The 18,902-nt window shown below is 68.1% G+C and carries 17 protein-coding genes; 8 read left to right on the top strand and 9 right to left on the bottom strand.

Annotated elements, in window-relative coordinates; genetic code table 11:
- From V2J18_RS11510 to V2J18_RS11490, 5 genes are all read right to left on the bottom strand, one after another.
- A complete protein-coding gene (locus V2J18_RS11510; RefSeq protein WP_064749593.1) occupies positions 1 to 1,374 on the bottom strand; it encodes a hypothetical protein in 1,374 nt (457 codons plus the stop codon).
- Positions 1,371 to 1,973, bottom strand: a complete 603-nt coding sequence (locus V2J18_RS11505; RefSeq protein WP_064749592.1) for a Pvc16 family protein — start codon at positions 1,971 to 1,973, stop codon at positions 1,371 to 1,373. The genes V2J18_RS11510 and V2J18_RS11505 overlap by 4 nt, the downstream gene beginning before the upstream one ends.
- Entirely contained in the window at positions 1,970 to 2,113 is a 144-nt protein-coding gene (locus V2J18_RS11500; RefSeq protein ID WP_186442651.1) for a hypothetical protein, read from the bottom strand. Before V2J18_RS11500 ends, V2J18_RS11505 begins: the two co-directional genes overlap by 4 nt.
- 15 nt (positions 2,114 to 2,128) lie before the next feature.
- Positions 2,129 to 2,401 carry a hypothetical protein gene (locus V2J18_RS11495; RefSeq protein WP_064749591.1) on the bottom strand — a complete coding sequence of 91 codons (273 nt, stop codon included), beginning with the start codon at positions 2,399 to 2,401 and terminating at the stop codon, positions 2,129 to 2,131.
- A 270-nt stretch (positions 2,402 to 2,671) separates the two neighbouring features.
- Complete coding sequence (locus V2J18_RS11490; RefSeq protein ID WP_064749590.1) at positions 2,672 to 3,649, bottom strand: sigma 54-interacting transcriptional regulator; 978 nt, start codon at positions 3,647 to 3,649, stop codon at positions 2,672 to 2,674.
- A gap of 864 nt (positions 3,650 to 4,513) precedes the next feature.
- Here V2J18_RS11490 and V2J18_RS11485 point away from each other — a divergent pair.
- Entirely contained in the window at positions 4,514 to 5,728 is a 1,215-nt protein-coding gene (locus tag V2J18_RS11485) for a pYEATS domain-containing protein (protein WP_336131846.1), read from the top strand.
- A 171-nt stretch (positions 5,729 to 5,899) separates the two neighbouring features.
- On the opposite strand, the gene V2J18_RS11480 is transcribed toward V2J18_RS11485, so the two are convergent.
- The gene (locus V2J18_RS11480) at positions 5,900 to 7,564 is read right to left on the bottom strand and encodes a phospholipase D-like domain-containing protein (RefSeq protein ID WP_075575266.1); all 1,665 of its coding nucleotides are present in this window, start codon (positions 7,562 to 7,564) and stop codon (positions 5,900 to 5,902) included.
- Positions 7,565 to 7,798: 234 nt separating this feature from the next.
- Between V2J18_RS11480 and V2J18_RS11475 the strand changes: the two genes are divergently transcribed.
- Positions 7,799 to 8,659, top strand: coding sequence for a class I SAM-dependent methyltransferase (locus tag V2J18_RS11475; protein WP_336131845.1), 861 nt, complete (start codon positions 7,799 to 7,801; stop codon positions 8,657 to 8,659).
- Between the two features lie 193 nt (positions 8,660 to 8,852).
- Here the strand turns inward: V2J18_RS11475 and V2J18_RS11470 are convergent, their stop codons facing one another.
- Positions 8,853 to 9,149, bottom strand: a complete 297-nt coding sequence (locus V2J18_RS11470; RefSeq protein ID WP_336131844.1) for a RidA family protein — start codon at positions 9,147 to 9,149, stop codon at positions 8,853 to 8,855.
- 395 nt (positions 9,150 to 9,544) lie between these two features.
- Here V2J18_RS11470 and V2J18_RS11465 point away from each other — a divergent pair, with 395 nt between their 5' ends.
- The 4 genes from V2J18_RS11465 to V2J18_RS11450 all read left to right on the top strand — a co-directional run bounded on the left by V2J18_RS11465 (position 9,545) and on the right by V2J18_RS11450 (position 14,428).
- Positions 9,545 to 10,645 (top strand): efflux RND transporter periplasmic adaptor subunit, encoded by a 1,101-nt coding sequence (locus V2J18_RS11465; RefSeq protein ID WP_336131843.1) that lies wholly within the window; start codon positions 9,545 to 9,547, stop codon positions 10,643 to 10,645.
- Positions 10,642 to 13,725, top strand: coding sequence for an efflux RND transporter permease subunit (locus V2J18_RS11460; RefSeq protein WP_336131842.1), 3,084 nt, complete (start codon positions 10,642 to 10,644; stop codon positions 13,723 to 13,725). The genes V2J18_RS11465 and V2J18_RS11460 overlap by 4 nt, the downstream gene beginning before the upstream one ends.
- Before the next feature lie 177 nt (positions 13,726 to 13,902).
- On the top strand, positions 13,903 to 14,202 hold the full coding sequence (locus tag V2J18_RS11455) for a DUF5676 family membrane protein (RefSeq protein WP_336131841.1): 300 nt from the start codon (positions 13,903 to 13,905) through the stop codon (positions 14,200 to 14,202).
- A 40-nt stretch (positions 14,203 to 14,242) separates the two neighbouring features.
- Positions 14,243 to 14,428: a hypothetical protein gene (locus V2J18_RS11450; RefSeq protein WP_336131840.1), complete on the top strand. Its 186-nt coding sequence runs from the start codon at positions 14,243 to 14,245 to the stop codon at positions 14,426 to 14,428.
- Positions 14,429 to 14,570: 142 nt separating this feature from the next.
- On the opposite strand, the gene V2J18_RS11445 is transcribed toward V2J18_RS11450, so the two are convergent.
- Together V2J18_RS11445 and V2J18_RS11440 are read right to left on the bottom strand one after the other, a co-directional pair.
- Positions 14,571 to 15,527, bottom strand: a complete 957-nt coding sequence (locus V2J18_RS11445) for an MBL fold metallo-hydrolase (protein ID WP_336131839.1) — start codon at positions 15,525 to 15,527, stop codon at positions 14,571 to 14,573.
- Positions 15,528 to 15,687: 160 nt separating this feature from the next.
- Positions 15,688 to 16,440, bottom strand: coding sequence for an alpha/beta hydrolase (locus V2J18_RS11440; protein WP_336131838.1), 753 nt, complete (start codon positions 16,438 to 16,440; stop codon positions 15,688 to 15,690).
- A 1,052-nt stretch (positions 16,441 to 17,492) separates the two neighbouring features.
- Here V2J18_RS11440 and V2J18_RS11435 point away from each other — a divergent pair.
- Together V2J18_RS11435 and V2J18_RS11430 are read left to right on the top strand one after the other, a co-directional pair.
- Complete coding sequence (locus V2J18_RS11435; RefSeq protein ID WP_064749580.1) at positions 17,493 to 18,491, top strand: trypsin-like serine peptidase; 999 nt, start codon at positions 17,493 to 17,495, stop codon at positions 18,489 to 18,491.
- Between the two features lie 75 nt (positions 18,492 to 18,566).
- Positions 18,567 to 18,881 carry a hypothetical protein gene (locus tag V2J18_RS11430; protein WP_336131837.1) on the top strand — a complete coding sequence of 105 codons (315 nt, stop codon included), beginning with the start codon at positions 18,567 to 18,569 and terminating at the stop codon, positions 18,879 to 18,881.
- Positions 18,882 to 18,902: the final 21 nt, after the last annotated feature.

Below are 18,902 nucleotides of genomic sequence, written 5' to 3'. Positions count from 1 at the left end.
TTACGGTCCTACGGTCAGGTTCGGCAGATGGGTTTCGGAGAACCATTCGGCGTTTTCTCGCCGCATGCGCTCGACGTCGGGCGCTGGGAGCAGGATCTCTTCGGAGGCCGGGGTCGCCACGACGTTGGCCTGGAGGAGAGATCCCGGGCCGAAGCGCGACAACGGACGTGCGGCGGCCGTCACGAGCACGCGCTGATCCAAGCCTTCATGGGCGACGTCCGCTCCCGCGCCGACCGCCTGCGGCGCGGGAAAGATGTAGCGCCAACGGGTCGCGCGATTGAGGAAGCGCAGCGCATACCGCGGGGAGCGCAACGCGCCGGCCCCGTCGAGCAGCGCATAGTCCGCGGTGCCGGACCGGATCTCGATCACGCCGAAGGCGCCGGTCGAGCGCGCGTCGGCAGCGACGAAGATCGACCGGGACTGGCCTGGAACCGCGGTCTGGGTGTCGTCCAGGACTTCCAGTCGGTAGGTCCCGGAAGGCATCGTGCGCAAATCGACCTGCACCCGGCTCAGCGTGCCCTGCTCTGCCGCAAACGGCTGCTCGGAAACCGGAGCCGCTGCGCCGGCCCGGGTAATGCGCACGATGGTGCTCGACAAGGCGGCTGCAGCGATGTCGAGCGTCGCGAACGCAAACTCGACGCCCATCGCGTCCGTGGCGGAGGCGTACTGGTTGCCGAGCAGCTCCAGGGGCTGCCACTCCGCCGCATTCGCCAGATTCGTCCCCGGCGCGTTCACGAGCGCGCGGTAGACGCGGTTTGCGGCGAGGACGATCGCTCCGGATTGGTAAGTCTCGCCGGCGCTGAACGTGTCGGCCGGGATACGCCGCCAGTCCGCCGCGACCGGCGTTGCGGCCGGCCCGGTGTCCCGCAGCGCCAGGAAGAGGTCGAACGTCGAGCCCGCCGCCTGGGATCTCACCTCTCCAACGAGGTATCGGCGGGTCGTATCGAATGCGGGGATCGGCCGCGAGAGATAGCTGACGCCGGCCACTCGATTCTGCGCGTCGTTGCCGAACCGGTAGAAGCTCGATGGCGGCCCGAGTTCCGTGTAGTTCGCGAACCGCGCATCGCGCAGGCGCAGCACAAACGCCAGCCTGAACCCATCGCCGGGAGCGATGATGGGGCGCGGAGGCGTCGATGCATCGGCCTGGACGACGACGATGAAACCGCTGCGCGTGCTGCGGAACAAAAGCTTGTGCCCTGCCAGAGCTGCGCGCGTAGGCGCATCGGGTTCGATTTCGAAGACGTCAGCGGTGGAGTACAAGGCCGCCAACGCGGCCCGATCCTCGTCCGGCTGCGCTTCGATCACGACCTCGCCGCGATTCACGAAGTAATCGTGGACGATATCGACCTCGAACAAAGTCCGGTAGCGGATCATTGGGTCGCATCCCGGCTCAGGACGTCGATCTCGCGGATGCGGCCGCCGCCGGCCAGCACGCGGTCGTCGGAGATCGCGACCAGGCGACCGCGATAGAGGACCGAAGCGACCTGCTTGGCGCCGAGGAACCCCCAGAGGTGATTGACCTCCTCGAACGTCGGCGACAGCAGATCCATGGTTAACGAGAACTCGGCGATGGGCACCTGCGGCAGCGCGCCCGGCGAGTTCGCCAACGTGAACTTCTGCTTGCCCTGGAAGAAGGCCAGAACCTGCGAAAGCCGGCGCAGCGCCGTGCCGTAGTTCCGGTAGTTCGCCGTGAACAGCACGAAGAGGTTCAGATGAACCGGACGGTTGCGATACGCGATATCCGATGGGCCCACGGTCGCGAACGACCTGCCGTTCTTGAGCGTGCGCTCTTCCTCGAGGTTCACCAAAGTCAGCACGATGTGGTTCTCGAGCTCGCTCGCCACCTCCGGGCGCTCCAACTGCGCGACGTTGCCCCAGACGGCCTGCACCGGCGCGCCGGGCGCACCACCGTCCGCTTGCGCGACGTAGTCGTTGAGCTGCTTGAGCAGCAATGTCATGGCCTCGACCATCATCTGCCGTCCTCCCGATGACGAACGGCAGAGGCAACCAACGATGCGGCCGTGTTCATGAAGCCGCGCGCACCGCCCGTGGTCTCCTCGACGGGGACGCCTGGATGGCGCGGTGTGGCTTGCATGGCGATCTCCTTGGCCATTGCGGGGTCCGTCGATCAGTTCGGCTGTTGCGGAGGCCCGGCGCGACTGAGCGCGTACAGCACGGCGCCGCCGGGAAGACGGTCGCAGCGCAGCTGGCCCCGCTCGATCAGTTGTTTCAAGGCCTGCTCGATGCGGTGGCGTTGGGTTTCATAGCGTTGCTGCGGCAACCACCAGCTCACGATGCCGTCGAGCGTGTCGGCGGCATCGGGATGCTGCGCCAGATAGGCCAACACCGCGTCCTCTACTTCACCCCCGGCGTGTCGCTCCAGGCTTTCCTTAGGTCCCATGCGTCACCTCCGCGTCAGCTTGATTCAAGCAAATGTCGTACCAACGCCGAGAAAGCGAGAAAGGGCTCTATTCCGGGCGTTGCGCGTCGAGCCGGGAGGCGGCCGGGTCATGTTTGACCCGGTTTTCAAGCGCGGCGGGTCAGTCAACACCCATCTTCGGCGGGCGAGAAATCGCGTGCCGGGCGGCGCCGGCTTCGATCCCGGAGAAGGGCGCTCCGGTCGAACCGTCGCACATGGAGGGGCGCTCAGGGAGATGAAGCAGGCCCTGCGCTAGCGGAGCGCGGTCGCCTCGATGCCGTGCTTCTTCAGCAACTTGCCCAGCTGCCTCCGCTCCGTGCCGGACAGGCGCGCTGCGGCACTGATGTTGCCCGCGGTTCGCGCCATCAGGTCCAACAGGAAGGATCGCTCGAACGCGCACATGGCGTTGCGTTTCGCGGAAACAAAGTGCAGGTCGGCGCCGGCCATGGACACGCCGGCAAGCGTGGCCGGCGCAAGATCGGCCGCAGGCGCGATGAAGTCGTGGAGGATGGAGGCGCCTATCGTCGCGCCTTCGGTCCCCAGATACGCCCGTAATACCACGTTCTCCAGCTCGCGCACATTGCCCGGCCAGCTGTGCGCGTCGAGCACCCGTTGCGCCTCTTCCGTCCAGCGCTTTTCCGGCCGCTCCATCCGCAGGGCCACCTGCCGCAGGAAGTGTCGGGCAAGCATCGGTATGTCGCCTTCGCGCTCCCTCAGGGGCGGCAGGCGCACGTACAGCGCGTTGAGCCGGTAGAGCAGATCGCGCCGGAACAGGCCGGCCGCCGCCTGCGCTTCCAGGCAGGCATTGGAGGCTGCGAGCACGCGGGCGGTCGACACACGCGTCGCGCCTCCGCCAACGGGGCGGTACTCGTTGTTCTCAAGGAAACGAAGCAGGGTCACTTGCGCCTTGCTGGAAAGCGAATCCACCTCGTCGAGGAACAGGGTTCCACCGCTCGCGTGTTCGATCAGCCCCGGCTGCGCGCTCCGGGCGTCGGTATAGGCGCCGCGCTCGTGCCCGAACAGCTCGTTCTCGATGAGGTTGTCGGGAAGCGCGCCGCAGTTCACGGGTACGAACGGCCGTTCGCTGCGTTCGCTGAGATAGTGGATTTCCCTGGCGGCGAGTTCCTTGCCCGTACCCGTCTCGCCCTCGATCAGCACCTGCACGTCGCAACCGGCATAGCGATGCAGCAGCGCGCGCATCTGTCCGTAAGCCTCGGACTGCCCCAGCATGGCTGAGGCGAAGCCGCTCTGGCGCGATGCGGACTGACCATCCCTAGCCATTGCGTTTCTCCACGCAATATTGACGCGGCAGTTGATCGGAGTTTATTCCCGGAAACGCTGGAACACGAAACCAACGGGGGGCCGGAAACTGTTCTTGGGCTTTCATGTTAGGGCCACCGCAATCTCCTCGGGACGTTCCGCCCTGTTAGCCGTCCGGGGCGCCGTCGGTGTTCACCTGCGTCTGCGATGCGAAGGCGATGACGGACGGCGTGGCGTTCCGGAAAAGCCGGATGTCTGCGAGCTCGTCCCGGCGGAAACGTTGCCCTTGACCAGGAGGCATCGGCGCCGCCGATCGATGGAACACCGGCGAGCGCCGCCGAGAGGATCGGGCTCCAACGCCCGCATGAGCCAGGCGCCCTGTCCGTTTCAACGGCGACGCTTCCCACGGAAGCTTTTTCCCCAGCGGTGCCGCGCGACCGTCCATGGCTGTGCGCCTCTCCGCGCGAGTCGCGCGCTCGATTGGATACTCCGGGGCAACGTCAGGCCGCCCGGCGACCGGACACGAATCCTCGTGCCGCGATGGCGCCCCGCTGTGGTCGTAGTACGCACCATCCCCGGTGGGACTGCCTTCGGCGTTTGGATGAAGCGCCCTCTCGCTGAACACTATGAGACGCCAGTGGCATCCCGGGACTGGGTGCGGACTGGCATTCCCGCATCCAGGGGCCGGTCCCGGTCAAGCGGTTCCGATGACTGCGCCCCCCAGTCGGCCGCCCAGGCTGGGGCGACGCTCGTCCCAGCGCTTGCGCTCCGGGGCAGGCCGCAGCCCCGGCCGGGCGCCGTTGTGACGGGTTGGACAAGAACAAAGGAAGGCCCATGAACGCTCAACCGCAGCGCGAAGGGACGCAAGCCGCCGTTGCCCGGGGCAACCCGGAGAGCACGAAAAACGCCAAGGACACCCACGGCGCCAGGACCGCCGGAGGCGAGATCCCGGCGATCCGGATCGAGGCGTTCCGCAACGTGGTGGTGACTTCCGTGATCATCCTGATCGTCGGCGCACTGCTGATGTCGGCCGAACCCGGCACGCTGCTCTTCAAGTTCGGCTCCGTCACTTTCGCGATCAGCGCCTCCGCGGCCGCGGGTGCGCTGATCGGATTTCTGTTCGGCATTCCCCGAGCGCTCACGGTGAAAACTGATGCGGTCCGGTCCGGTTTCACCGACAACACGAACCTCGAACAGATCAGCGACTGGCTGACCAAGATCATCGTCGGCGTGAGCCTGGTGCAGGCGCGAGAGCTGGCCGAGGGTTTCTCGGAAATCTCCCGGATGGCCGCCGTAGGCTGGGGATGGAAAGGCGGCGCCGTTATCGCGGGCTGCATCCTCCTGGCCAGCGCGCTGGTCGGGTTCCTGACGTGCTACATCTGGACCCGCACGGACTTCTCCCTTTTCCTGGAAGACAACCAAAGCAGCATTTCCGAACTCAAGCGCGCAAGGGAATTGGCGGAGCGGGAGCGCGACCAGGCGCAGGAACGGGCCCTACAAGCGGTCGAGACGCTCGAGCAGACCCTGCAGGAGCGCGACCAGGCGCAGGATCGCGCGCAGATGGTCGCATCGGAACTGGAGGAAGCGGTGGGGTTCTTGAGCAAGGCCGGTCCCGCGAGGCCGTCGGCCGACGCACTGGCGGCAAGCGCCGTGGGCGTCGGCATGGACACCCGAGCGCGTGTGGAAGAGTCCTGGAAGGGACTCTGGAACAGCGATCCGCACAAAGGCAGCTTCGGCGGACAAGCGGTCGTCGGGGGATACCAGCTCCAGGCCGAGGTGACGCAACTGACCGAGGGCGGTTCCAAGTACGGCGTGAGACTGACGGTGAGTCCGCTGCCCGGAGGTCCACCGCTGAACGGGCCGGTGCGCTTCTACCTCCATCCCACGTTTGCCACGGCCGAGCACGACGTGGCGCCCGTCGACGGTGTCGCCGAACTGAAGATCGTGGCCCAGGAAGCCTTCACCGTGGGAGCGCAGACCAGCGAGGGGGTGCGCCTGGAACTGGACCTCAATGACGTCCCCGGCGTACCGGAAGGCTTCAAGGGGTGAGCGCCGGTCAGGCGGAACGAGCGGCTTGCATGCCTCCGTTCTACCGGACCGGATAACTCGTTTGCGGGCCGCCAGTCGGTCGGATGACCGTGCCCGCCCCCGCGCCGTTGCTCGCTTCTCTGGCTGGCCGGCGAGGCTGCCCGGGTCCGCAGCGGGCACCAATGCGCCGCGCTAATCAACATCGGCGAAATAGCGCCGCCGCAACCATCGATCGTGGCCCTTCTTGTAGTGGTCCTTTTGCCAACTGTCGTCGGGCGCCAACGGTGCGCGTTCGGCTTCGAAGTCTTCCCCGTTATCGCGAGCGATCTTGACCGCTTCCCTGAAGGCGTAATGCGAGTGCAAGCGCATGAACTCGGTCAGGTAGATATCCGCCACCCGCTTGTCGCCGCGGATCACCAGCATGTTTTCGTCGTTGGACAGGGTCGACGCTTCGCTGAAATTCGCCGATCCGGTAATGACCACCGGGTTGTTGCCCAGCGGGTCGATCAGGGCGTACTTGGTGTGGATCCATTTGACGTTGGCTTCGTGGCTGAGCGCCCGACGTTCGGCCACCCAGCGATCGAGCACATTCAGTTGAAGGTTGTTGGCCACCGCAACGATTACGTTGCGCCGGGCGCGAATGCGCCGGATATCGATTTTCCCCTGCGCGAGCCCGGCGCCGTTGCCCTCTTTCTCCATCAGGGCGTAACGCAGGACGTCGTCGTCCTTTTCGTAGACCTCGAGGAAGCGCCGGTTCATGCCGAAGGCGAAGGTCATGAACAGGGCCGCTTTGGCCGATGCGGCAAGCTCGGCGTACCAATCCAGCACCGACAGGTCGTTTCTGGGAGAGAACACGGCGACTGTCTTGTCCGACCAAGGCGAAGGCGGCGCGGGGGCGTTTTCGTCCATCCAGTCGCGATTCGCCTCGGAGGCCTGGTCGCCGGACAACTGAGTCCAGTAGTCCAGGTAGTGCTGCGCGATATCGGCGCCTTCTATGACGTGGCCGCAATTGGAATGTCCGTAGATGCCGTTTTCGGTCCAGTTCGTCGAGCCCGTCCACACGGCTATGGGCTGGTTCCGGTGGCTGAGCACGAGGAATTTGTTGTGCATGATCGTGCCCTTGGTCTTTCCGGACGATTCCCGGACAAGCTTGGCGGAGGCGATCGCGCTCAGGTTCTTTTCTTTGGGTTTGTTTGCGCCGGGGATGGCGTCGAAGACGACTTTTACCTTGGCCTTGCGGCCGCGGGCGGCTTTGAGCGCGCTCAGCGCTTCGGGGCGCTGGAACTCGTAAATGGCGCCATGCAACGCATAGGAGGCGTCTTTGGCGCGCGCGATGAAGGCCGCCATTCCTTCGAACAATCCACGCGATAGCCAATCGTAGGCGGCGGGACCCACGTCCTTGGGGTGCTTGTTCTCGAAATTGCGCGCATAGGCCTGCGACGAACAGGCGCCGCGATTGAAGTACACGCCGTGGCGGCCGTCGTTGTTCGGCTCGGTGCTCACTTTCACCGCGATCCCATCGCCTTCGGCCAAATTTCCCGGCGAACCGAACAACGGCACGACCCGATAGCTGTAGTCGTGCTCGGGCTTGGCGGTATAGTCGCACCACTGAAACGACTGGAAAGGATGGGATCGACTGGAGACATCCTGGCCCGCGGCCACGTGCGCGCCGGTGTCGGCGAAGACCTTGTGGCCGCGCATCCAGTACTTTTCGTCCTCGGTGTGATCGGTGCGCTGAATCGCGAAGCCCAGGCAGCCCTTGCGGGCGGCCTCGTCCATGCTCATTGCGAGCAGGACGGTGTTGGTTCCTGCGATCGCTCTGACGGTCAAGCCGTTGCCTTGCTTTCGCGCACGCATCGAGGCATCCCCCTGGCGGTGGCCCACGCGACCCGGGAGGCCGCGGTTTTCCCTGAGAACGGAGGGCCGCCATGCGAAAGGCCACCCTGCCCCGCTCAGGTTTCCGCAGGCTCCGGCGCCGGATCTGGCCGATCCGAGGCAGGCGCGGGATAGGATGAACGTCCTCGCACAGCCGTCCGCCGCCAGTTCGGCCGGGCGGCCTGGATTGGCCTGTCGAACCAGGAGACTGAGCCCATGAGCGCCGAATCCGATCGCCCCATGCACCACGACGAGGAGCAGCGCCGGCAATGGGACGCGGTCGCCGCCGGCTGGCGGAAATGGTGGCCGACCATCGAGGGCGGCGCGCAACGTGTCAGCCTTCGCATGCTCGAACTGGCGCAGGTCCGACCCGGGCAGCGGGTGCTGGACCTCGGGACCGGCATCGGCGAACCCGCGCTATCGGCAGCGCGCTGCGTCGGTCCCTCGGGGCGGGTCGTGGCGACGGACTTTTCGCCGCGGATGCTCGATATCGCCCAGGAAAGAGCCGCTGCACAGGGACTGGCGAACGTGGAATTCATCCAGGCGGATGCGGCGACGCTGGATGTTGCCGGCGCCCGCTTCGATGCGATCCTCTGCCGCTGGGGGGTGACGTCTCTGCCCGATCCGCCCGGGGCGTTGGCCGCGATCCGGCGCCTGTTGGTTTCCGATGGTTGGTTCGTCACCGCCGTTTGGCCATCCGGGGCGCAGGGGCGACCGATGGCGAGCCTGGCGGCGGCGGTCGCGCAAGAGATGTTCGGCTTGCCGCCGTCCGCGTCCGACGCCTCGCCTGCGTGCTCGCCTGTGCGCGTAGCAGTGCAAGAGACCATGCGTCGCGCCGGCTTTCGCGACGTGCACAGCGAGGAAATGACGATGCCCCTCGAGTTTTCGTCCGCCGCAGACTGCGGCCGATACCTGATGGACGTGTCGCCCGAGTTCTCCGCCCTGCTCGGCGATCGCCCGCTCGCGCAGCGGGCGGAATTCGGCCGCAGGCTCAGCGAGCGCCTGCAGCCGTATGCGACCGTGGGCGGCGCGGTTCGGATTCCGAATCTGACGATCTGCGCCGCAGGGCGGAGATGAGGCTTCGTCTCGGGCCGCGGATGGCGGCGGCCGTGCCCTTGCCCGGCTCCGGTTCTCCGCGGCTGGAGGCGACCCGCAACCGGCGTGCGGCCCGGCGGCGAGCTTAGCCTGCGGCGACCGCCTCGACCTCCAGCTTCCACGTCGGCTCCAGCAAAGTGCAGCAAATCACCGTCGAAGAGACGCGATGCGATCCCTACTGTTCGGCGCGGATGCGGGCGTTGGCCTCGTCGAATGCCGGGTCGGCCAGGTAGGTGCGCAGAGACACCAGGTTCTCTATCCCGAGCCCGGCTGAGTTCAGGATGGTCTTGATGTGGCTCCAGATCAGCAGCGCCTGGTCCTCGAACGATTCCGGCATGGTGGTGCCGTCGGACTGGAAGGCGTTGAGTCCGCTGATGAAAAGCAACCGGCTTCCGCCGGCGACTTCCATGGCGTGGACATAGCCGCGGTATGGCGGGAACAGCTCGGGCGGGTCGTGGGCGATCAGTGGCATGCGGGTTCTGAGTCAAGAAAGCGCTGTGCGGCGCTGGACATCGAATCGGTGGAGGTCGGCGCGGCCGGCGCCGAGCGGATTTCGCATAACGCTGGCCGGCATCTCGGCCTGCGTCATGCGGCCGCAGGGATCATGCCTGTTCGGCCGGACGTGCGCGCCCGGTCGGCGGCATAATCTGACGGCTTCGCACGCAGCCTGCCCTGCTCTGCCCCTGCGCGACCGTCCTGCTCGATCGCCTGGTTCGTGCGGACGGCCGTGCCGGCGATTAATTCCTTCTTAAACTCGCCCGCCTAGCTTGGTCGCGATGCGCGCACGGATCGCAGCTCCGGCCCGTCCGCACGACGCCGGCCCCGATCCAGCGCCGCCCCTATTCTTACCTACCTCGACGGAATCCCATGCGCGCACGGTCACGGCGTTGGCCAGTCCCCCTCCTCCTCGCGGCGTGCCTGTCCCTGAGCGCGTGCGCAGGCGACGAAGACGCCGACCCGGCCGCAGCCAAGAGCGCGTCGGCCCTGACCGTATCGCTGGCCCCGGCGCAGTGGCGGCCACTGGCGCGCAGCGTGCTGGTGTCCGGGCCGGTGTCGGCGTTCGAGGAAATGCAGCTGGGCGTCGAGCTCAGCGGCCAACGGGTCACCGCACTCGACGTCGACGTCGGCCAGAGCGTGCGCAAGGGCCAGGTCCTGCTGACCCTGGATCATCGCACCCTGGACAGCGAACTGGCCCAGGCCGAGGCTTCGCTGCGGCAGGCCCAGGCCTCGCTGTCGTTGGCCCAGGTCAGTTACGAGCGCGGCGCCAAGCTGGCCGCGCAGCAATTGATCAGCGCCGGCAATCTGGACGAGCTGCGCGCCACCCGGGTGCAGGCCGAGGCGCAGACCGCCACCGCCCGCGCCGGTCGCGATGCGGCCCGGCTCCGGCGCGACTTCGCCGAGTTGCGTGCGCCCGCGGACGGCGTGATCTCCAAGCGCCTCGTGCAGCCCGGCCAAGTGGTCGCGGCCGGCAGCGAACTGCTGCGGCTGATCCGCGACGGCCGGCTGGAGTGGCGCGCCGAGCTGCCGGAAGACCAACTGGCCCTGGTTGCGGTCGGCAACACGGTCGAATTGCCGCATGGCGGCCGGACCATCGCCGGCCGCATCCGCGCAGTCAGCCCGGGCGTGGACGCGCAGACCCGCACCGGCACGGTCTATGCCGACCTGCCCGATCCCGGACCGCTCAAGCAAGGGGTGTACGTGGAAGGCCGGATCGTCACCGGCGCCGGCCGCGCCCTGATGGTGCCCAGCGCGGCGGTGGTGCAGCGCGACGGCCACAGCTACGTGTTCACGATGAAGGATGCGCAGTCGGTGCAGCGCCAGCGGGTGCGTACCGGTCAGACCGCGCAGGGCCTGGTCGAGATCGTCGAAGGCCTGAAAGACGGCGAGCGCGTGGTCGCCGCGGGCGCCGGTTTCCTCGGCGACGGCGATCGGGTGCACGTGGTCGCGGCGGAGAAGCCGACGCCATGAATTTTTCCGCATGGGCGATCCGCCGCCCGTTGCCGGCGGTGATGGTGTTCTTCGTGCTGTGCGTGGCTGGGTTGTGGGGCTTCTACCAACTGCCGGTAGCGCGCTTCCCCGACATCGCATTCCCGATGACCACGGTGACGGTGACCCAGCCGGGCGCCTCGCCCAGCCAGTTGGAGGCCGAGGTTACCCGCAAGATCGAGGATTCGGTCGCCACGGTGACCAACGTCAAGCGGGTGATGTCCACCGTCAGCGAAGGCGTCAGCACCACCCAGATCGAATTCCTGCTGGAAGCCGACCTGGCCACCGCGCTGGACGACACCCGAGACGCGGTGACGCGGATCCGCACCGACCTGCCGCAGGACATCCAGGAGCCGGTGATCTCCAAGGTCGACATCGGCGGCTCGCTGATGACCTATGCCCTGGTCGCGCCGCAGATGAGCGCCGACGAGGCCAGTTGGTTCGTGGACCGCGAGGTCAGCCGGGCGATGTACGGCGTGCCGGGCGTGGCCCGGGTCACCCGCGTCGGCGGCGTGCAACGCCAGGTGCGGGTCGACTTGGACCCGAACGCCCTGCTCGCCTACGGGGTCACCGCCGGCGACGTGTCGCGCCAGATGGCGGCGATCCAGGTCGAGCGCGCCGGCGGCAAGGCCGAGCTCGATGGCGCCCAGCAGACCATCCGCACCCTGGGCACGGTCGGCACCGCGCAAGCGCTGCGCGACTATTCGATCAGCCTGCCCGACGGACGCTCGGTGCGGTTGTCGGCGCTGGCCCGGGTCAGCGACGCCGCCGCCGATCCCAGCCAGGCCGCGCTGCTCGACGGCCGCGACGTGGTCGCGTTCTCGATGTCGCGCACTCGCGGTTCCAGCGAGGTCGAGGTCGAGGCCGGCGTGCACAAGGCGCTGGAGGAACTCAAGGCGCAGCATCGGGGCATCGACTTCCGCCTGGTCACCACCGTGATCGACGAGACCCACCGCTCCTACGACTCGTCGATGACCATGCTGTGGGAAGGCGCGTTGCTGGCTTTGCTGGTGGTGTTCGCGTTCCTGCGCAACTGGCGCGCGACCTGGGTTTCGGCCTTGGCCCTGCCGCTGTCGATCATTCCGACCTTCGCGGTGATGCATTGGTTCGGTTTCACGCTGAACCTGATCACCCTGCTGGCCTTGTCGGTGGTGGTGGGCATCCTGGTCGACGACGCCATCGTCGAGATCGAGAACATCGTCCGCCACCTGCGCATGGGCAAGCCGCCGATCGAGGCCGCCCGCGAGGCGGCCGGCGAGATCGGCAATGCGGTGATCGCGACCTCGCTGACCCTGGCCGCGGTGTTCGTGCCGGTCGCGTTCATGCCCGGCATCGCCGGCAAGTTCTTCCGCGAGTTCGGTTGGACCGCGGCCACGGCGGTATTGTTCTCGCTGCTGGTAGCGCGCCTGCTGACGCCGATGATGGCCGCCTACCTGCTCAAGCCGCACGGCGAGGAGCCGGCCGATTCCCGGCTGATGCGCTGGTACCTGGGTTGGGTCGATGCGGCGCTGCGCCACCGCGCCCGCACGCTGTGGATCGCCACCGGTCTGTTCGTCGTCTCGCTGGCGCTGGTGCCGCTGATTCCGGCCACCTTCATCCCGCAGTCCGACCTGGGGCGCAGCAATCTGAGCCTGGAGCTGCCGCCGGGCACGCGCCTGCAGGAAACCCAGGCGGTGGCCGAACGCGCACGCCAACGGTTGAAGGACATTCCCGAGCTCAAGCAGGTCTACACCGCGATCGGCAGCGTGCTCGATCTGGGCGACCCCTCGACGACCGGGGTGCCCGACGTACGCAAGGCCACCCTGGTGCTGGACTGGGGCGCGGCCGACGACCGCGAGCGCGACCAGCGCGAACTGGAGCGCGTGGCCCGCGCCCGGCTGGCCGACTTGCCCGGGGTGCGGGTGAGCTATGTCAGTTCCGAGCCGGGCAATCTGTTGCAACTGGTGCTGTCCGGCGACGATCCGCAACGCCTGCAGGAGGCCTCGATCGCGCTGGAGCGCGACCTGCGCGGCATCCCAGGGCTGGGCAGCATCACCTCTTCGGCTTCGCTGTTGCGCCCGGAGATCCAGATCGTGCCGAACCCGGCCCGCGCGGCCGACCTCGGCGTAGCCACCGCCGACATCGCCGAGGCCGCGCGCATCGCCACCGCCGGCGATTACGAGCAGCGCCTGGCCAAGCTCAATCTGCCCGACCGCCAGATTCCGATCCGGGTCGGCTTCGCCGAGGCGGCGCTGTCGAACCCCGCGCTGATCGGCCAATTGCGCGTGCCCGGCCGCTACGGCCCGGTGCCGCTGGCGGCGGTGGCCGAGGTGCGCATGGGCAGCGGCCCGTCGCAGATCTCGCGCTATCAGCGCCAGCGCAACGTCACCCTGACCGCCGAACTCAACGGTCGCCCGCTCGGCGAGGTGATGGAGACGGTGCAGCAGCTGCCCAGCGTCAAGCAGCTGCCGCCGGGCGTGAGCTTTCTCAATACCGGCGACGCCGAAGTCTTCGTCGAGTTGTTCGTCGGCTTCTTGCTGGCGATGGCGGCGGGCTTGATCTGCATCTACATGGTGCTGTTGCTGCTGTTCAACCACGCCCTGATGCCGCTGACCATCCTGACCGCGGTGCCGCTGTGCGCCGGCGGCGCGTTCGGCGCCTTGCTGCTGACCCAGAACATGCTGTCGCTGCCGGCGTTGATCGGTTTGCTGATGCTGATCGGCATCGCCACCAAGAATTCGATCCTGTTGGTGGACTATGCGGTGATCGCCGAAGACGAACACGGGCTGAGCCAGCACGACGCGCTGGTCGACGCCTGCCGCAAGCGCGCCCAGCCGATCATCATGACGACCCTGGCGATGGGCGCGGGCATGCTGCCGATCGCGCTGGGGTTTTCCGGAGATTCCAGCTTCCGTGCGCCGATGGCCATCGCGGTGATCGGCGGCCTGATCACTTCCACCCTGCTGAGCCTGATCGTGATCCCGGCCGCGTTCACCGTGATCGACGACCTCGGCGAGTGGCTGACCCGGCGCTTCCGCCACCACTCCTCGCACCCGGCCTGGCCGCAACCGCCGTCGGCCTGACCGCGGGCCCGGCGCGGAGCCACGCGCCGGGCCGACCGCGCGCCGGTTTGCCGGCCGGCCCGCCCAGGAAGGGGCGGCCGGCTTGATCCACGTCAACCCCGGCCGGCTTGGCCGGTGGTGTAGTAGGCACGGCTGCCAAGCAGCCGATCGGGACAACGCGCCAGAAGGAGCATGCCGATGAACGCCACTCCCGCATCCAGGCTCGATGGCACCGGGTCTGCGGCGCGCATCCCGGTCGGCGCGCTGGGCATGGCGCTGAGCCTGTTCTTGTCGGTCTCGTTCGGGCTCTGTGTGGTCGCCCACTTGTTCGTTCCGGCCTGGCCCGCCGCCCGCTCGCTGTTGACCCTCGTGCTGCCGGATTTCCAGCTGTTGACCTGGTCCGCGGTGCTGATCGGGCTGGTCAAAAGCTTCGCCGGCGGCTGGTATGTCGCCCTGGTGTTCGGCCCGATCTACAACTTCTTCGCCGACCGGCAGTAACGCCGCGATCACCGCCGCCACCGGGTAACCGCTGCGGGCGATGGCCTCGACCGCTGCGGCCGGAGAGAAGTGCTGTGCCGGCGTGGCGATGAACCGCACCCCGTCGATGGTCGCGCTCTGCCACCAGTCGAACCGGCGCACTTCGCGCCCGCGTAAGCGCCTGCCGATCGCGCGGCGTTCGATCGGCGTGCAGATCTCCGCACGTTCGGCGCAGCCCCGCTCCTGAGCGGTGTCGGCATCGCCGCCGCATCACGGGCGGCCTCGTCTCCCGGCCGCGTGGCAAGCGCGATCGATGCGGGAACGACAATGAGACGGCATGTCCGCGCGCGTCGGCGTGTCGCTGCCCCGCCCCATCCGATGTTCAACGCTCAGCGGTCGGGCGCCCAGGCGAAGCCCTCGCCTTGGCGCTTGATCCGGCCCAGCCCCGGGAACGGGAAATGCACGGCGTACACGTGCATGTCCTCGTCGACGGCGCGCTGCAGCAAGGCGCGCCGGCTGGCTTCGGCCAGCGTCGCGTCGCGATCGTAGTCGACCGTCCATTCGGGGCGCTGCACCGAGATCACGAAGTGGTGCGCGGTGTCGCCCAGATACAACAGGCGCTGGTCGCCGGACGCGATCCGGTACGCGCTATGCCCCGGGGTGTGGCCGTCGACCGCCACTGCGTCGACCAAGCCGGGCAGGATCGCCGCGTCGGGCTCGAAAGCCTGGACCTTGGGGGCGATCGCGGCGACCAAAGCGGCGTTGCCGGCATCGCCCTTCAAGGCCTCCCACTCGGGCCTGGACAGATGCACCACGGCGTTCGGAAAAGCCAAGGCGCCGTCGCTCGCGCGCAGGCCGCCGACATGGTCCGGATGCGCGTGCGAAATGAAGATATCGCTGACCTGCGCGGGCTCGACGCCGGCGGCTTTCAGCGCCGCCGGCAAGCGGCCGGCACGGGCGAAGGAGACGCCGGCGGCGCCGGTGTCGAACAGCAGCGTCCGATCGCCGCTGCGCACCAGCAAGGGCTGGATGCTCAAGTGCAAGGTGTCGGTCGGTTGCCCGGCGGCAGTCAGCAAGGCCGCCACCTGTTCGGCCGGCTCGCCGATGGCGAACGTCTTGCCGTCGTTGGCCACATCGATATCGCCGTCCTTCAGCGCGTAAGCCTCCAGCGCGCCGATACGGAACGCGAATGCGCCCGTATCGGCGGCGGACGGCGCGGGCGTCGCAGCGGTCGCTGCTGTCGGCGCGGGTTCGGCGGTGGCGGCCGGCGGCGGGCGCGAGCAGGCCGCCAGCAGCGCGCCGCTCAGCGCGGCGACGGTCAGGATGGAAACGCGATTGGAGGGCATGGCGGGCTCCGGCCGAAGGCAATGGAAGGGGCGATGCGAGCGACTCGACGGCGCACCGTGCGCGCCGCGACCGACCGGCCTGGCCGGCATCGCGGTCCAGGCCGATGCTACCGCCGGCGACGGCGCAGGTCGACCGCGCCGGATCGACCATTGGCCGCGTTCAATCGCGGCGCACAGGCGCCCATAGCGAGGCCAGGAACGCATCCACCCGGGCGGTGTAGTGGCCCTCGGTGCCGAGCTCGGCGTTGATGGCCGCATGGTCCAACTGCACCGGCAGTACCTGCGCGAGCCCGCCCAGATCGACGGCGCGGCGCGCGTAATCGCGCGCTTGCGGGCAAGACTGCCGGCGCCGGCTGGAGCACACCAGCAGCATCGGCGCCGGTGCGCTGTGCAGGCGTCGGGTCGGCGAGGCCTCGCGCCAGTAGCGGGGATCTGCGCCGAAGGCCTGGTCGTACAGGCGCAGATGCGGCCGCCGCATCAAGGCCTCGACATCGTAAGCGGCGCTGTCCAACGCCACCGTGCCGCTCCAAGGCCGCGCTCCTTGCGCGCGCGCCAACTCCGGCGCGGCCGCCAACAGCGCCACCAGGTGTGCGCCCGCCGAATGTCCCATCAAGACCACGCGTGTCGGGTCGCCGCCCCAACGCGGCGCCTCGCGTTGGACATGTGCCAAGGCGCGCGCCACGTCCGCGGCCTGCTGCAGCGGATCGGCTTGCGGCAGCAGACGGTAGTTGATCGCGACCACGATCCGGCCCTGCGCATTCCAATGCGCGGCCTTGGCTTGAGCGACGCCGCGCGCCGCTTTGTCGCCGATGCGCCAACCGCCGCCGTGAACCATCAGCACGATGGCGGCGTTGCGCGCCCGATGCGGGCAGTACACGTCCAGGCGTTGCGCCCGGTCCGGCCCGTACGCCACATCGCGCTCCACCGCCGCCGGCGCGGCCGTGGAATGCGCTGCGACGGCCGCTATGGGCGACGCGACAACGACGAAACCGAGCAGAGCTTCAGAAAATCGGCGGACGAGGAGGCAATGCATGGGGATCCTTGCGCTTGTGCGATCGTTGTCGACAACGCGCGTCGGGCGCCGGGGATGACAAACGCGCGCAGACGGCCGACGTCGCTGGCCGGAATCGCCGCGATGCGCGTCGCGATCGACAGCCGAGGCTGCAACGGCGAATCGGCCCTGGGTTCGCCTGTCGCACGCGCCGATGGCTGTGGGCGATTTTCGGCATCATTCGCACTTGAGACGCGATGCAAAGATCGTCACGCCTTCCGATTGCGTCGGTGATCTGTCCGCTTCCGCTGCGATGCCGCGTATTCCTACGAGGCCGGTGGGGATTCGACCGCGTCGTTGGAAGAACTGCGATGACGTCTGTCCCGCCGGTAGCGCAAACGACGTTGAAGGAAAGCGGGTTTCGGCGACACGGAGCGGATCGCACCCGATGGCGCGAGCGGATTGCGTGAAGCGGCTCACGGGTCGCGATCCGTATCGCGCTCCGGTCTGCGACCGGGCATCCGACAGTGGCTTGCCGCCGTCGAAACACCAACGATTCGCGAACATGGAGGTCGCAATGCGCATCGGTACGAGCGCCGGTTCAAACAGGGGGCGGGCACGGTCCCGCCCGGCGCCGCCCCGGCCCCCGTGCGGGTTCGGGCACGCCCTGCCCCGCAGCATGCGCTAGCGGGTCGGGCAGAACGCTGCGGGGTTCGCAGCGTTCGGAATCGAACGTCGGTACGGCGCCGTCGCGCCGCGGGCGCGGCTGCCCGAGCGAAGGCGTTCGCACAATCGGCTATGACGGACGCCATCGGGCGTCCGCACAGCGCGGCCAGGGATGGCCGCGTCGCGAACGGGCGCGTCCGTGCCGTTCGCAGGGTCGGCGAGGCATCGTGCCGGGCCGGCCGGCCGGAAGCGGGCAGGAAGCGCGCTTCCGGCAGCAGTCAGGACATTCAACCAACAAGGAGCTAGTTATGAAGAGTCTAGTCGCACTGAGCCTGGCGTTGCTGGTTTCGGCCCCGCTGGCCAACACCGCGGAAGCCAAGGAGCGCCCCTTCCAGAAGATGAGCGCGAAGGCCAAGTTCATCCACGGCGACAACCTGGTGCGCGACGTGCTGCCGGAACGCGGCGGTTCGATCGACGCCCGCCTGCAGAGTCCGCGTCAGAAGGCCGCCGGCCTGAGCGCGGTCATGGTCACCCCCAACGGCGATCAGTACGCCGCCAGCATGAACCCGGAAGATGTCGCCGTGTTCGAAAAGGCGATCCGCGACCTGGAACTGCTCGGCCGCAACGCGTCGACGCCGGGCAACGCGCCGGTGCGGCCGGCGCTCGACGGCGGCGATATCCGCTTCATGCCGAAGGTGGTGATCGGCACCGACGATCGCGTCCAGATCACCAACACCGTCGCTTCGCCGTACTGGCACATCGGCCGCATCGGCATCGGCTGCACCGGCACCCTGATCACGCCCAAGCACGTGCTGACCGCGGGCCATTGCGTCTCCAACGGCGCCGGCACCTGGTACTCCAGCCTGAACTTCACCGTCGCCCAGAACGGCAGCTACCAGCCCTGGGGCACCACCAGTTGGGCCCGCGCCGTCACCACCAGCGCCTGGCACAACAGCGCCGATACCAACTACGACTACGCGCTGATCGTGCTCAGCTCGGCGCCGCACGGCGGCAACTCGGGTTGGGGCGTGTACTCGGGCGGCACCCACACCATCACCGGCTATCCGGGCGAGAAGCCCTTCGGCACGATGTGGACCCACTCGGGTACGCCTTGGACCAGCGGCTCCTACCGCCTGTGCTATACCATCGACACCAGCGGCGGCAACAGCGGCAGCGGCATCTCCAGCGGTGGCGGCGTCTATGTGCGCGGCATCCACACCACCGGTTCGGCGAGCCAGAACTGCGGTACCCGCCTGACCAGCACCGTCTACAACACGCTGCAGAGCTGGATCTCGACCTACCCGTAAGCGGGCGGCAGCGATCCTGAGCCCCACCCGCGGCGCACCGGCTCGCCGGTGCGCCGCACACCGACGGATGACCCCATGCGCAAGGCGGCCACGATGAGCCCGGTATTGATCGCACTGATGCTGCTGGCCGGTTGCGGCATCGACAACAAGCAACCGCCCGCCAACCGCACGGAGCCGGCCGAGCAGACCGCGCCGCTGCGCAACGCGACGATCGTCGGCAGCGCGGAATCGCCGGACCCCGTGCTGGAACGGGTCAGGGAACTGGAGCGGCTCGGCAAGGTCGAGGACGTGGTCGTGATGGAATCGTTCCCGGTGCAGATTCGCCTGCGCGCCCCGCAATCCGTGATCGACGAGTTGCAAGGCATGCCGCGCAAGGGCGGGCTGCGCTGATCCCGGTCGGCGCGGCGCACG

Origin of the sequence: Lysobacter firmicutimachus, assembly GCF_037027445.1 — a bacterium.
Lineage (GTDB): Bacteria > Pseudomonadota > Gammaproteobacteria > Xanthomonadales > Xanthomonadaceae > Lysobacter > Lysobacter firmicutimachus.
This window is presented reverse-complemented; position numbering and strand designations above follow the sequence as displayed.